Source organism: Caulobacter sp. DWP3-1-3b2, assembly GCF_049896325.1.
In the GTDB taxonomy this organism is placed as follows: Bacteria; Pseudomonadota; Alphaproteobacteria; order Caulobacterales; family Caulobacteraceae; genus Caulobacter.
This window is the reverse complement of sequence record NZ_JAFCUB010000015.1, coordinates 25,716-39,008: the sequence shown is the minus strand read 5'-3', so window position 1 is coordinate 39,008 and position 13,293 is coordinate 25,716. Positions and strand designations below refer to the sequence as shown.

Here is a 13,293-nt window from a genome sequence, read left to right as displayed (position 1 = left end):
ACGGAAAAGCTCTGTTGAATGTCGTCAGGCGATCCGACGCCCGTGCAGCGTCGCCAGCCGCAAACGCGGCGCTTCCTCATTGGCTGGACCGAGGCTGCGAATTTCGCGCACGCCCAGCTCCGAGGCAGGCCGGCCCATCAGGCGCTGGATCATGGCGATGGGCTGGTAAAGTCCCAGAAACCGGTCGACCTGGCCGTCGACCCCGGTCATCGGCGCGAACAGAACCTCCATCCCGACCGACGGAACCCCGACAGCCCGGATGTCCGCTGTGACCACCATCGGCTCGCCCCGACGGCGCGCGACCTCCAAGGCTGACTTGATTTCCAACCGATGTGACAGAGCCCAGAAGCCCAGAGCGTCCTCGCCGCGCAGGTCGCGGGCGTGCAGGTCGGTGACGAAGCCCCCCGCCAGCCGCACCGGAAAACGACCTTTGCCGTCGCGGCCCAAGATGAACACCTGTGGCAGCAGATCGAGGAAATCACCGGGATGTACGCTGGCGCGGGTCGGCACGGCCTCGTTAACGGCCTTGCTACGCCAATAGTCTATCAATCGTTCCGTGCTTGGATGGAACATCGTCGTTCCCCTCGCGGCTCGCTCGCGGTCCTTTTCGACCGCATCGGGCTTGCAGGGAAAATCGGGCCAGCCCTCGGACCGTATCGTCCTGGGACAGTTTGCCGATGGAATGACGACCATGGCGTGGTTCTTGCATGGCTAATGGCCGTGCACGACGCTGATGAGTTGTGAAGGGAAGAGGCCTATGCGGGCGCCGAAAATGACCTTGCCCAAGCTGTGGATCAGCCTGGCCGCTGCTCTTGCCGGCGGCTTGGGAGCGCTCTTGCTCAGCGGCCCCGCCTCCGCTCAGTGCGGCGGCTGTGCGCCGCCGCCGCCGCCTTGCTGCGCCCCGCCGCCGGCCCCGCCACGTCCGCCCACCCCGCCCTCGAACTGCAACACCTGCGGCAATAACGGGCACAATGTATATGTGCCGGGCGTCAATATCCACGTCAGCGGCTCGGTGGTGGTCAACGCCAACGCCTCGGCGACCAGCAGCGCCACGTCCACCTCGAACGCCGGCTCTGGCGCCGGCGCTAGCGCCGGGGCCTCGGCCGGCTCGACCGTCTATTACGGCGGCGGCACGCACGGCGGCTACTATTCTGGCCCGGTCTCCACCGGCTACATCCAGGGCTTGAATGTCGAAGGCGGCGAAGCCCGTCGTCGCGCCTCGTATGAGGCCACCCGCACCAAGTTCAAGCGCGTGGTCATCCGCGCCGTCTGCCTGGACGACAAGGACATCCCCCACCCCGCCTCGCAGGTCACCCCTGATCGCGACATCGACAGCGGCTATGAGGGCGAGCTTTACCGCTGTATCGCCGGCTCGCGCATGCAGTACGTGATCGGGGCCTATGAAGGCTTCAGCCAGAGCAATTTCGGCGGCGAGACCTTTGTCTGCGGCAAGAGCGAAGCGCTCTATTACGGCGGCGGCGGCGCTGGTGGCGGCTCCGGCCTGGCCGGCGGCCCCGATGGCCGTGGGGGCGCCATGAGCTGCCGTCCGCAACGCCCGGCCCGCGACTGCAACGAGCGCTCGCTGTTGCGCCGCTACGGCGCCGGGGTGAAGGTGCTGAGCATCCTGACCACCGAGAAATACACCGCCTACCGCGAAGAAACCGTGCGCGAACAGTCGAGCCAGGGCTTGAGCCTCAGCCTCGATGGCGGCGTCGGCGGAGTGGTCTATTAGAGCATTTCCCGACCTGACTGCGTCATGCCGTGAGCTCTAATCTTCTGTTTTGACGCATTTTTCTTCACGCGAACCGGAACCACTTCGCTCGAAAAATGCTCTAGGCGCTCGGCCGTGCACATTGGAAAACAAAAAGGGCCGCTCCCGTAGGAGCGGCCCTTTCGTTTTGGCTTTGGCGTGACCTCTAGATCACGTAGTCGTAGACCATGTCGGCCAGGGTGTGATCCATCGTCCGGGCTGGCTCTTCGCAGGTCGGGCAGTTGACGATGCGGGCCGGGACGCCGGCGGCCGTGCAGTGCGGCGGCACGGGCTTGAGCACCACAGAACCCGAGGCGATCTTGGCGTAGTCGCCGATTGTGATGTTGCCCAGCACCTTGGCGCCCGCGCCCAGCAGCACGCCCTTGCCGATCTTGGGGTGGCGGTCGCCGCGGTCGGCGCCGGTGCCGCCCAGGGTCACCCCGTGCAGCATCGAGACGTCGTCGCCGACCACTGCGGTCTCGCCGATGACGATGCCAGTGCCGTGGTCGATGAACACGCCCTGGCCGATGCGGGCGGCGGGATTGATATCGACCTGAAAGACCTCGCTGGCCCGGCTCTGCAGATAGAAGGCCAGGGTCTCGCGCCCCTCGCTCCACAGCCAGTGCGACACGCGGTGGGTCTGGAGGGCCAGGAAGCCCTTGAAGAACAGGAAAGGCTGGACATAGCCCTTGCAGGCCGGGTCGCGCTCGAACACGGCGACGAGGTCGGCCTCGGCGGCCGTCACCAGCGCCGGGTCACTGTGGAACGCCTCGGCGGCGAATTCGCGGGCGGTCATGGCCCGCATCTCCTGATCGCCCAGTTTGCGCGCCAGTTGGAAGGTCAGGGCGTCGGCCAGGTTATCGTGGCTGAGGATCACCGCGTTGAGCAGCGAGGCCAGGGCCGGCTCGGCCTTGGCGGCGTGTTCGGCCTGGTTGCGCAGCGCCGCCCAGACGGGGGGCGCCGTGTCGCGCCCGACGACTTCAAGATGCTTGGCCACCGGGTTCTCCCTCTCGCCTCGCGGCTTTTAGAGCATCTTTTTAGGAAATGCTTTAGTCCGCACGCCGTCCTTGTAAGAACGTCGCTATCCCAAGACAAGCTGCGTCAGCTTGGCGGGAAGTTCGCCCTTCACCGCCATATGGTGCACGCGAAGCAGTAAAGCCACCGTCAAGGCGTCCGGCATGTGTCCCGCGACCGCAGCATCGAGGGCTTCGGGGAAAGGCACGCGGGCGACGGCCAGATCCTCGGTCTCGTCCGGCGCGGCGGCCGTGGGGCTCAGATCCATGGCGAGATAGCCATAGCCGTGCTCGTCGGTGATCGAGTTGGACAGTTCCAGCGACAGGATGAGCCGCCAGTCGGCCGCCACCAGCCCCACCTCCTCGGCCAGTTCGCGCTTGGCGCCGTCCAGCGGATTCTCGTCCAGCGGCGCGCCGCCCTCGGGGATCTCCCAACTGTAGTTGGCGCGCGGGAAGCGGTTCTGGCCCACCAGGGTGACTGTGCCGTCGGCGTGCAGCGGCACGATCCCGATCGCCCGGTTCTTGAACGACACCTTGCCGTACAGCGCCGGCCGCCCGGTGGGGGCGACAGCCTGATATTCGGTCAGGGTGAGCCACGGATTGTCATAGACGATCTGCTGGCTGCTTACGCCCCACGGTTCGCCGTGCGTTTTCAGCCAGGACGGTTTGTCGGCCATCGGGGTCTCGCGACTTGTGGTGGCCGGGGCTCGGCCATAGGTGTGCCACCTATAACGCATCGTGGAGACCGTCTTGGTTGGTTCCGTTCCCCCCGCGCCGGAATTTGGCGCCGTGCTGCCGATCGAGGCCAATCCGGCCGTGGTGGGCTTCCTCGCCAAGCGCCGCTCGGCCTCGGCCATGACCCTGGCCGCGCCCGGCCCCGATGGCGCCCAGTTGATGGACCTGCTGCGCCTGGCCGCGCGAGTGCCCGACCACGGCAAGCTGGCGCCCTGGCGGTTCGTGATCCTGAGCGGCGAGGCCAAGAACGCCTTCGCGGCCAAGATCACCGCCTTGGCCGGCCGCCAGGCCAATCCGGTCAAGGCCAACGCCGCCCTGCGCAAGCTGACCCGGCCGCCCGTCGCCGTGGCGGTAGTCTCGCGCTACATCCCTGGCGACATCGCCGAATGGGAGCAGCGCCAGAGCGCCTCGGCCGTCTGTCATCAGATGCTGTTGGCCGCCGAGGCCCTGGGCTGGGGCGCCAACTGGATTACCGACTGGTACTCTTACGATCCCGAGGCTCGCGACATTCTCGGCCTGGGCCAGGGCGAGTTGGTGGCGGGCTACCTTTATCTTGGCACCGTCACCGAGCCGCCACAGGAGCGCGCGCGACCTGACGTCGCGAGGATCACCACCCACTGGACGGCCGACTGAGGCGAAAAGCCGGCGACGGCCCACCCAACGGGCGGCCCTCTTCGCGGCCATGCGTCAACTCAGACACTTTGGCGTAACAGTTCTGCATTGAAGGGATTTTAAACGCGCTTGAGTTGCCGTCCGACACGGCCTTGCCCTATGGCCAGGCTTGAAGACGACAGCGCGTTTTATCGCCGACCCTCCAATTCCGGCCGACGGGGCTCATGACACTTTCCTTGATGATACTGGGCCTGGCGGCCGCGCTGGACGCCGCGCAAGACCCCGCGCCCGCGCCCAAGGGCGCGCCCACCGCGCAGACCGCGCCCCCGCGCGCCGTGCCGGCCGATCCCGATGAGTACGAGGTCGAGGCCGTCCAGGTCACCGCCGAGAAGCGCGGCCAGGTCGAGGGCAAGATCCAGCCGGAGCTGGTGCTCAATCCGGCGCAGATCCGCGCCTATGGCGCGGGGAGCATCTCGGAACTGTTCGCGGCGCTGGAGCCTCAGCTGCGCACCAGCCAGGGCCGCGGCGACGGCCAACCCATCACTTTGATCAACGGCCGGCGCATCTCGGGCTTCCAGGAGGTCCGCGACATTCCGCCCGAAGCCATCGAGCGCTTCGAGATCCTGCCCGAGGAAGTGTCGCTGACCTATGGCTACCGCGCCGACCAGCGGGTGGTGAACATTGTGCTGCGCCGGCGTTTCCGCGCCATCACCAACGAAGGCGGCGTGAAGCTTCCGACGGCGGGCGGCCGCACCAGCACCGACGTTCAGAGCACGTTCTTCCGCGTTCAGGGCGACCAGCGCTGGCTGTTCAACGGCAAGCTCACCCACGACACCCCGCTGTTCGAGACCGAGCGCGACATCGTGCGCACGCCGTCGGGTTCGCCGTATGACTTAACCGGCAACATCACCGGCCTCGACCGCCAGGTCGTGGATCCGGTGACAGGCGCCGTCACCGTCGTGCGCCAGCCCATCGATCCGGCTTTGACCGCCCTGGTTGGCGGGCCGATCACCGTCGCCCAGGTCCCTGCCTTGGCCGCCGCCGGCGCGCCCAGCGTGGCCGATTTCGCCGCCAAGGCCGGCTTTCCCGCCACCGACGACCTGACCGCCTGGCGCACCCTGTCGCCCCGAAGCACCACGGCGTCGCTTAGCGGCTCCCTGACCCGGCCGCTGGGCAAGACGTCGCTGGTGACGTTCACGGGCGGCTTCGACGATTCCAGCACGCTCAGCTATCTGGGCCTGCCGGGCATCCGGGTGCTGGCGCCGGGCGACAACCCCTACTCGCCCTTCACCGAGACCGTTCAGCTCTACCGGTTCGTCGACGACTACGTCTCCCTGACCCGCAAGGTCGACACCCAGAAGGCGACGTTGGGCGCGGCGGCCAATGGCCGGCTCAAGGACTGGCGCTGGAGCACCACCGCCGGCTACGGCTATTCGACCAGCGAGACCCAGAACGGCCGCGGCGTGGACGCGGCGCTGTTCGCGGCCGGCGTCGCGGCCAACGACCCCAACCTCAATCCGTTCGGCAACATCCCCTATCAGCTGCTGTCGCGGGTCTCGCCCGACACGGCGCGCTCGACCTCCAACACCGCCAATGCCGAAGGCGTGTTGATCGGCAATTTGCTGCAGCTTCCAGCGGGCGGCGTGCAGACCACCTTCAAGGTCGGGGCGGACACCCAGACCCTGGATTCGCGCAGCACCCTCGGCGGCGTCGCGGTGCAGCGCGACATCTCGCGCACCACCGGCAATGTGCAGGCCAGCCTGACCCTGCCGATCGCCGATCGCCTGCGCGACGTCCTGCCCATGCTGGGCAGCCTGTCGGCCAATCTCAACGTTCAATATGAGCAGTTGTCGGACTTCGGCGGCCTGTCGACGCTAGGCGCGGGCACGAATTGGACCCCGTTCGATCCGATCAGCTTCATCGTCAGCTACACCAACGAGCACGGCGCACCGACCGCCTCACAGCTGAACGACCCGATCCTGTCGACCGCCAACGTCTCGATCTACGACTTCAGCACCGGCCAGACCGTGCTGGCGACCCGCATCGAAGGCGGCAATCCCAATCTCGACGCCGACAACCGCCAGGTGTTGAAGCTGGGCGTGAACCTCAAGCCGCTGAAGAAGACGGCCAAGACCCAGCTGACGGTGAGCGTCAACTACACGGCCACAAAGATCGAGGACTCGATCAACAACTTCCCATCGATCACCGCCGACATAGGGTCGGCCTTCCCTGAGCGCGTGATCCGCGACGCCAGCGGCAAGCTGATCGCGGTCGATGCGCGGCCGGTGAATTATGCCCGCTCCGAGCGCGGAGACCTGCGCTGGGGCTTCAACCTGTCGCGGCCTATCGGCAAGCCGCGGCCAGGCGTCGGCGGACCGTTGGGCGGAGCCGGCGGGCCTCCTCCAGGCGGCGGGGAAGGCGGCAGCGGACGCGTCCCAGGGGGCGGAGCCTTTGGGGGTCCCGGCGGCGGAGGCGGCAGCGGGCGTTTCGGCGGGCGTCCGGGCCAGGGCCGACTGCCGGTCTCGCTCTACCACACCTGGAAACTGAAGGACGAGATCGAGATCCGCGATGGCCTGCCGATCATCGATCGCCTGAACGGCGGTTCGGGCTCAGGGCCCGAGCACGAAGTGCAACTTCAGGTCGGCTATTTCCAGAACGGCATGGGCGCGTTCCTGAACGGCAGCTGGCGCAGCGGCTATCGCCTGAACGGCGCGACCGCCAACCAGGACCTGTACTTCTCCGACCAGGCCAATTTCAGCCTCAACCTGTTCGCCGACCTGTCGTCGCAACCCCAGCTGCTGCGGGCCCATCCGTGGCTGCGGGGCACGCGGGTGCAACTGCAGGCCCAGAACCTGTTCGACACCCGCCAGAGCGTGCGCGACGCCCTGGGCTTCACGCCGCAGGCCTATCAGGACGATTTCCGCGATCCGCTGGGCCGCACGGTCAGGATCAGCGTCCGCAAGTTGTTCGGACCGCAGCGCCCGCCGCAGCAGCCGGGACAGTCGAACCCGCCGCTCGTCCCGCCGCCGGCGCGTTAGGCCAGAAACAACAAGAGGGGCGCGTCCAGCCGGACGCGCCCCTCTTTCGCCAATTCAGGCGGTGCGATCAGCCCCGGCCGCGATAGGGCGCCACGCCCTGGTCGGGCAGCCACAGGCCTTCCGGCGCCGGGCCCGTCTGCCAGAACACGTCGATGGGGATGCCGCCGCGCGGATACCAGTAGCCTCCGATGCGCAACCAGCGCGGAGCGGCGATCTCGACGATCTTGCGGCCGATCTTGACCGTACAGTCCTCGTGGAACGACCCGTGATTTCGGAAGCTGGTCAGATACAGCTTCAGCGACTTGCTCTCGATCAACCAGTCACCCGGCGCATAGTCGATCACCAGATGGGCGAAGTCGGGCTGGCCGGTCACCGGACATAGTGAGGTGAATTCCGGAACCACGAAACGCGCCAGATAGGTCACGTCGCTCTGCGGATTGGGTACGCGCTCGAGGACGGCCTGGTCGGGGCTGGCGGCGGGCTCGACCACTTGGCCAAGCTGGGTCACATGAAGTTCGGTCATGGCCGGCATTTAGGCCCGACGCCCGCGCGAGACAAGCGCGCGCGCTGTCGCTATCACTGAGCCAAACAGGTGTTGGGAAGAGGACGAGCCATGAGCGGACGCGATTTCGACGGCTTCACGGTGGTGGTGACCGGCGCCTCCACGGGCCTGGGCCGGGCCATCGCGGTCGAAACGGCGCGACGCGGCGCGGCTTTGGTCGTCGTCAATTTCGCCCGTAGCGCGCAGGAAGCCGAGGAGACCGCGCGGCTGATCACGGCTGAGGGCGGCAGGGCCGTGCTGGTTCAAGGTGACGTGGCGCAGGACACCGACTGCCGCAAGATCGCCGAGGCGGCGGCCAGCACGGGCCGCATCGACGCCCTGTTCAACAACGCCGGGATCACCAAGTTCGCGCCCAACCACGCCGACCTCGACGCGGTGAACGCCGAGGACTTCCTGAATCTCTACGCCGTCAACGTGGTGGGCGCCTTCCAGATGGTGCGCGCGGCTCGCTCGTTGCTGGAGGCCGCGCCGCAGCCGGGCGCGGTGGTCAACACGGCCTCGATCGCCGGCGTGGTCGGCAACGGATCCTCGGTGCCCTATGCCGCCTCCAAGGGCGCGCTGACGACCATGACCCTGTCGCTGGCTCGGGCGCTGGCGCCCCGCATCCGGGTCAATGCGATCTGCCCTGGCTTCATCGACACGCCATGGTTTGGAAAGGTCATGGACGACGACCGAGTCGATCGGCTGCGAGAGCGATCTGCGGCCGCCACGCCTTTGAAAGTGGCCTCGACCGCCGAGGACATCGCGGGCGCTGCGGTGTTCCTGGCCTCGCCCGCCTCGCGCCATGTCACCGGCGAAACCCTGCTGGTCGACGCCGGCCTGCACCTGGGCGGCGCGAGCCTAGCGATGCGTTAATGCCGCAGGTAAAGCGCAAACAAACAAATTCCCGACACTGTGGCGCCCGAAGGCGTTTCTGAAGCAAAAGCGTCACACTGCGCCCAAACTTTGCACCATGCGCATCGTTTGTGCTGGCGATTTAGCCAGCGTGATTGCAACAAGGGCGTTGCCGACAACAACTCTCGTTGTGCTCAAATACGCTTGCAGGCGTCGAAGAACGACGAAGGCTCCAAAAAACCCTTCGTACGGCAAAACAGATAAGGGGATAGAACACATGAAATTTCTGAAAATCGCGCTGGTCGCCGCCGCCGCCTCCGTCGCCATGAGCGGCGCCGCCATGGCCGAAGAGCTGAAGCTGTCCGCCAACGTCGGCGTGGCCAGCGATTACATCTTCCGCGGCATCAGCAACACCAACAACAAGGGCCAAGTCTTTGGCGGCGTCGACGCCACCTACGGCATTGGCTACGCTGGCGTCTGGGCCTCGAACGTCGATTTCGGCACGCCGAACCCGGACGCGGAAATCGATGTCTACGCTGGCGTGAAGCCGGTGGTCGGCCCAGTCAGCCTGGACCTCGGCGTGATCTACTACGGCTATAGCAAGGACAAGAACGGCATCCCGGGTTCGTACAGCTACATCGAAACCAAGGCCGCCGCCTCGATCGCCGCCGGTCCCGCAACCCTCGGCGCCGCCTTCTACTACTCGCCGGAATTCCCGTCTAAGGGCGGCGAATCCTACTACGTCGAAGCCAACGGCTCCGCCCCGATCGGCGAAAAGCTGACCCTCAGCGGCGCCCTGGGCTACCAGACGGTTGACGCAAAGGGATACTTTTCGGGGGTCGACAACAACTACGTCACCTGGAACCTGGGCGTCTCGGCCGCGATCACCGATCACCTGACCGCCGACATCCGTTATTCGGACACCGACAGCCACGACTTCGGCAAGAGCCTGTACGGCTCGGCCCTGACCGTCGCCTTGAAGGCCGCGTTCTAAATCACGCTTCAAGCCTGACGAACGAGGCCGCCTCGACCTAGTCGAGGCGGCCTTTTTCATGCGTCAGGCCTGGGGCATTACCTTGGGCGGCCGCATGAACAGCGCCGCCACGAACACCACCGCCGTCACCGCCGCGAATAGCTGGAAGGTCGGGGCGAAGGTTCCCAGACGGTCGCGCATATGGCCGCCGATCACCGGTCCTGCCGCCGACAGCGCACCCACCAGGCACGTCAGGGAGAACAGCTCGACATTGTTGCGCCGGCCAAAATAGTTGAGCAGCAACAGGCTGACGGCCAGGACGGTCAGGCCAAACCCCACCCCGACGCCCACCGCATAGAGCAGCAGCAGTGGCGGCGTCGCGGCTCGGGACAGGGCGAGCAGGCCGACCACCAGCAGACCCTGGGCGAACACCAGCAGCCACTTCGGGTCGACCCGGTCGCCAATGGTCCCGCCGCCCAGCCGCGCGCCGACCTGCATCAGGCCCTCAAGACTCAGCATGCCCGCCGCCACGCCCCCCGCCACGCCCAGCCCTGTGAGGTGGGCCTGGGTCAGGCTGGCGGCGGTGATCCCGGCCAGCAAATGGCTGAAATAGGCCGCCAGCAGCACCAGGAACTGGGGCGTGCGCACGGCGTCGCGGACGCTCCATTCGTGGCCGGTGTGGTAGACCTTGCCCGGAAGGGTCCCGGCCCTGGCCTCGGCGTCCAGCACCGTGTCCAGCGCCGCGCCGGCTTGCTCCAGCCAGCGGGGCCCTCCCACGGCGACGGCGCAGACCAGCCCGACCACCCCGACCAGCGCCGCCTGCAGAGCCCAGTAGAGCCGCCAGTCGTCATGGGTCGCGCGCAGGATGGCGACCACCATCAGCGGCCCGGCCACCCCGCCCAGGGCGCCGAAGGTGAAGTAGATCCCGAACGGCAGGGCCCGCTGCTTGAAGATCGCCGACAGCACGTGAGTGCCGGGAATCAGGGCGGCCATCTGGAAGCCGATCCCACACAGCGCCGTCCCGAGGAAATAGATCGGCAGGGCATGGACCCTCGCCAGGCAGGCCAGGCCTCCGGCCATCACCGCCACGCCGGCCAGCACCGTTCCCCGCACCCCGATCCTGCGGATCAGCAGGGCAGGCAGCCAGGACGACAGACCCGTGAACACGCCCAGGATCGAGAAGCCCGCGAAGGCCAGCTCCCAGCTCCAGCCCAGCTCCTGGACCATGGCCGGGATGACGATCCCCAGCGACGAATAGGTGGCCGCGGTAATCAGGAACAGCAGCAGGCTAAACGCCGCGACCAGCAGCCAGGGACGGAAGTGGGAGGAGAGCCGCGAGAAGGTGAGCTCGGTCATCAGAACGTCCGCTTCAAGGTCACGCGCCATTCCCGCCCCTTGCCGGGCAGGGCTCCAAGATTGGCATAGGTGTCGGCGTCGGGGGTGAAATAGAGCGTGTCGAAGAGGTTCTCGACATTGAGTTCGGCCGTGTAGGGCCCATGCGACAGATAGGCCGAGGCGTTCACAACGGCGTAGGCGGGATAGGTCACCGCGTCCTGCACCGTGCCGGAGGTCTTGCTCACGTGGGTGACGCCCAGGGTGGCGCCTGCCGAGCCCCAGTCGTGAACGTCGCTGGTATAGGCGGCGTAGAGGCTGACCACCGAGTTTGGGATCAGGCTGTAGTCATAGTCCCCTGCCCGGCCCGGCAAGCCACTTGGCCCGCCGAACGACCAGATCACGTAGGAGCCGCCATAGGCCTGCGCCGCGGGCACGCCCGCCGTATAGGCCGGGATATATTGGAACGAGGTGTCGGGTCCCTCGACCGTCGTGTGCTGGGCGTTGCCGGTCGCCGTGAAGCTGAGATGGTTCGAGGCCAGCCAGCGCACCTCCACCTCGACGCCCTTGGCCCGTGTGCTCTGGACGATCGGCGTCAGGCCCGACAGCTGGGTGCGGTTTTGGCGATAGCCGGCCAGGGAACCGACCAGGGTTCCGTGCAGAAGTTGGACCTTCACCCCAGCCTCGGCCAGGTCGCCGCTCGACAGCCACGACCCATCGGCGACCAGGCCCGGGGCGAGGTCTCCGGCCTGGCTGACCTCCAGGGCCGAGGCCTTGGCGTAGCTGACATAGGGCATCAGGCCGATGGGAGTCTGATAGGTCAGGCTGGCGCTGTAGGTCGCCTTGCCCCGGCTGTCGGTCTGGCGGCCAGGCACGGTGAAGGGCAGGAAGCCGGTATCGTTGGCTGCGACGTCATAGTCGTCATAGCGGCCGCCCAGGGTCAGGGTCAGGTGATCCAGCTTGACGTCGCTGGTGAAGAACAGGCCCGCCTGGCGCCACGTGCTGCTGTTGTCATTCTCCCATTGAAGGCCCTGGACGTCCGCCGGTTCGGTGCTGAAGGGGCTGTCGATGATGTCGGTGGGCGTCGCGCCGAAGGCGATGTCGCGGCGGTCGATGGCGATCATGCCGCTGTTGAAGCTCTCGCGCCGCCGTCCTTCGAACCGGCGAAAGCTGGCGCCGACGATCGACTGGGTGCTCACCGCTCCGAAGTCGCGCTCGAACGCGTAGCTGGCCCGCGCCTCCCACACCGCGCTGTCGAACCAGGCCGGGTAGCCGTACGAGACAAAGCGCCTGTTCTCCTGGTCGTCATAGAACAGCTGCAGCTTCAGCACGCCGCCGTCGTCGAACCGCTTGGCCAGATCGAGATAGAGGGTGTTGGTGCGGGTCGTGGAGAAGTCTGCGGGGCTGATGTGCACGGTGCGCGGCGACAGCCTGGTCGTGCCCACCCCTGTGTCCAGAGTATGGTTGGGGTCACTCTTGGGGACGGCGCCATAAGCGATGTAGAGCGCGCTGCCGAACGGATAGAAGCCCACCTCGCCCGGGGTTAGCCGGCCGTTGCCGTCAGCGTCGACCAAGGTGGTGTCGCGGCCGGTGACATAGGTCTGGTGGTCGATCAGGTCCTGGGTCAGGCGGTTCCAGCCGGGCGTCTGCACGTCGCCGGTCGAATGATAGACCATGCCGCCGAACGCCGTGCTCCACCCGCCGCCCAAGTCGAAGTCGGCCGACACCTCGGCCAACTGCCGCTTGGGATGCAGTCCCCGGTAGAAGCTTTTTGAATCGTCGACCTCGCCATAGGCGTAGACCCCGCCATCGGCCGCGCCCAGCTTGACCGGCAGGGCGATCTGGCCCGTGAGGTTCTTCTTGTCGTAGGCTCCAACAGTGGCCGTGAGCTCGCCCCTGGGATCGGTCAGGAACCGGCCCTCGTCACGCGCCGACTTGGGGATGAAGTTCAGCATGCCGCCAACCTTGCCCGCGCCGTAGAGCGGCGTGGGCGGGCCGCGCACGATCTCGATCTGTGCCGCGCCACCGATCGGGGTGGCATAGGTCCCGCGGTTCTCCACCCGCTTGAAGCCGCGGAAATAGTTCTCGGCCAAGGTGCCGCGAATATTGAGCGCGCCGGGCACGCCATAGAAGCTGGCGGTGTAGGTCCCGGGCGAGACGGCGGTCAGGCCGTCCAGCGTCTCGACGCCGAACCGCTGGAGCATGGTGTCGCTGACGAAGCTGGCCGAGCGAGGCGTTTCCAGCAACGGCTTTTCAAGGCCGAAAACGGTGGTGCTGGGCTGCTTTTCCAGCAGGCCGGCCCGGTCGCGGGCCAGGACCAGCACCTCATCGACGGCGTTCTGGGGGTTCGCGTCCTGGGCCTTGCCCAGGCTCGCCGCCATCAGGCCCATGGCCATGGCGGTAACGAACAGGCGAACGCGGCTTGGCATCGAGTGGGCTCCACG

Annotated in this window: 11 protein-coding genes; 5 read left to right on the top strand and 6 right to left on the bottom strand. The window is 66.9% G+C overall.

Annotated elements, in window-relative coordinates:
* Positions 1 to 24: 24 nt before the first annotated feature.
* The gene (locus ACP7AG_RS11685; RefSeq protein WP_426014804.1) at positions 25 to 573 is read right to left on the bottom strand and encodes a PAS domain-containing protein; all 549 of its coding nucleotides are present in this window, start codon (positions 571 to 573) and stop codon (positions 25 to 27) included.
* 184 nt (positions 574 to 757) lie between these two features.
* On the opposite strand from ACP7AG_RS11685, the gene ACP7AG_RS11680 reads away from it, so the two are divergent.
* Entirely contained in the window at positions 758 to 1,732 is a 975-nt protein-coding gene (locus ACP7AG_RS11680) for a hypothetical protein (protein ID WP_426030944.1), read from the top strand.
* A 184-nt stretch (positions 1,733 to 1,916) separates the two neighbouring features.
* Here ACP7AG_RS11680 and cysE read toward each other — a convergent pair whose 3' ends face one another.
* Both cysE and ACP7AG_RS11670 read right to left on the bottom strand, forming a co-directional pair.
* Positions 1,917 to 2,747, bottom strand: a complete 831-nt coding sequence (gene cysE, locus ACP7AG_RS11675) for a serine O-acetyltransferase (protein ID WP_426030943.1) — start codon at positions 2,745 to 2,747, stop codon at positions 1,917 to 1,919.
* 84 nt (positions 2,748 to 2,831) lie between these two features.
* Positions 2,832 to 3,440, bottom strand: coding sequence for an NUDIX domain-containing protein (locus ACP7AG_RS11670; protein ID WP_426030942.1), 609 nt, complete (start codon positions 3,438 to 3,440; stop codon positions 2,832 to 2,834).
* A 73-nt stretch (positions 3,441 to 3,513) separates the two neighbouring features.
* Between ACP7AG_RS11670 and ACP7AG_RS11665 the strand changes: the two genes are divergently transcribed.
* Positions 3,514 to 4,131 carry a nitroreductase family protein gene (locus ACP7AG_RS11665; protein WP_426030941.1) on the top strand — a complete coding sequence of 206 codons (618 nt, stop codon included), beginning with the start codon at positions 3,514 to 3,516 and terminating at the stop codon, positions 4,129 to 4,131.
* Between the two features lie 203 nt (positions 4,132 to 4,334).
* Complete coding sequence (locus ACP7AG_RS11660) at positions 4,335 to 7,148, top strand: Plug domain-containing protein (protein WP_426030940.1); 2,814 nt, start codon at positions 4,335 to 4,337, stop codon at positions 7,146 to 7,148.
* Positions 7,149 to 7,215: 67 nt separating this feature from the next.
* Here ACP7AG_RS11660 and queF read toward each other — a convergent pair whose 3' ends face one another.
* Positions 7,216 to 7,671 carry a preQ(1) synthase gene (gene queF / locus ACP7AG_RS11655; RefSeq protein WP_426030939.1) on the bottom strand — a complete coding sequence of 152 codons (456 nt, stop codon included), beginning with the start codon at positions 7,669 to 7,671 and terminating at the stop codon, positions 7,216 to 7,218.
* Positions 7,672 to 7,740: 69 nt separating this feature from the next.
* On the opposite strand from queF, the gene ACP7AG_RS11650 reads away from it, so the two are divergent.
* A complete protein-coding gene (locus ACP7AG_RS11650; protein ID WP_426030938.1) occupies positions 7,741 to 8,565 on the top strand; it encodes an SDR family NAD(P)-dependent oxidoreductase in 825 nt (274 codons plus the stop codon).
* Positions 8,566 to 8,821: 256 nt separating this feature from the next.
* Positions 8,822 to 9,538 carry a TorF family putative porin gene (locus ACP7AG_RS11645; RefSeq protein ID WP_426014818.1) on the top strand — a complete coding sequence of 239 codons (717 nt, stop codon included), beginning with the start codon at positions 8,822 to 8,824 and terminating at the stop codon, positions 9,536 to 9,538.
* Between the two features lie 63 nt (positions 9,539 to 9,601).
* Here ACP7AG_RS11645 and ACP7AG_RS11640 read toward each other — a convergent pair whose 3' ends face one another.
* Positions 9,602 to 10,873, bottom strand: coding sequence for a CynX/NimT family MFS transporter (locus tag ACP7AG_RS11640; protein WP_426030937.1), 1,272 nt, complete (start codon positions 10,871 to 10,873; stop codon positions 9,602 to 9,604).
* The gene (locus ACP7AG_RS11635; protein WP_426030936.1) at positions 10,873 to 13,278 is read right to left on the bottom strand and encodes a TonB-dependent siderophore receptor; all 2,406 of its coding nucleotides are present in this window, start codon (positions 13,276 to 13,278) and stop codon (positions 10,873 to 10,875) included. Before ACP7AG_RS11635 ends, ACP7AG_RS11640 begins: the two co-directional genes overlap by 1 nt.
* Positions 13,279 to 13,293 lie beyond the last annotated feature (15 nt).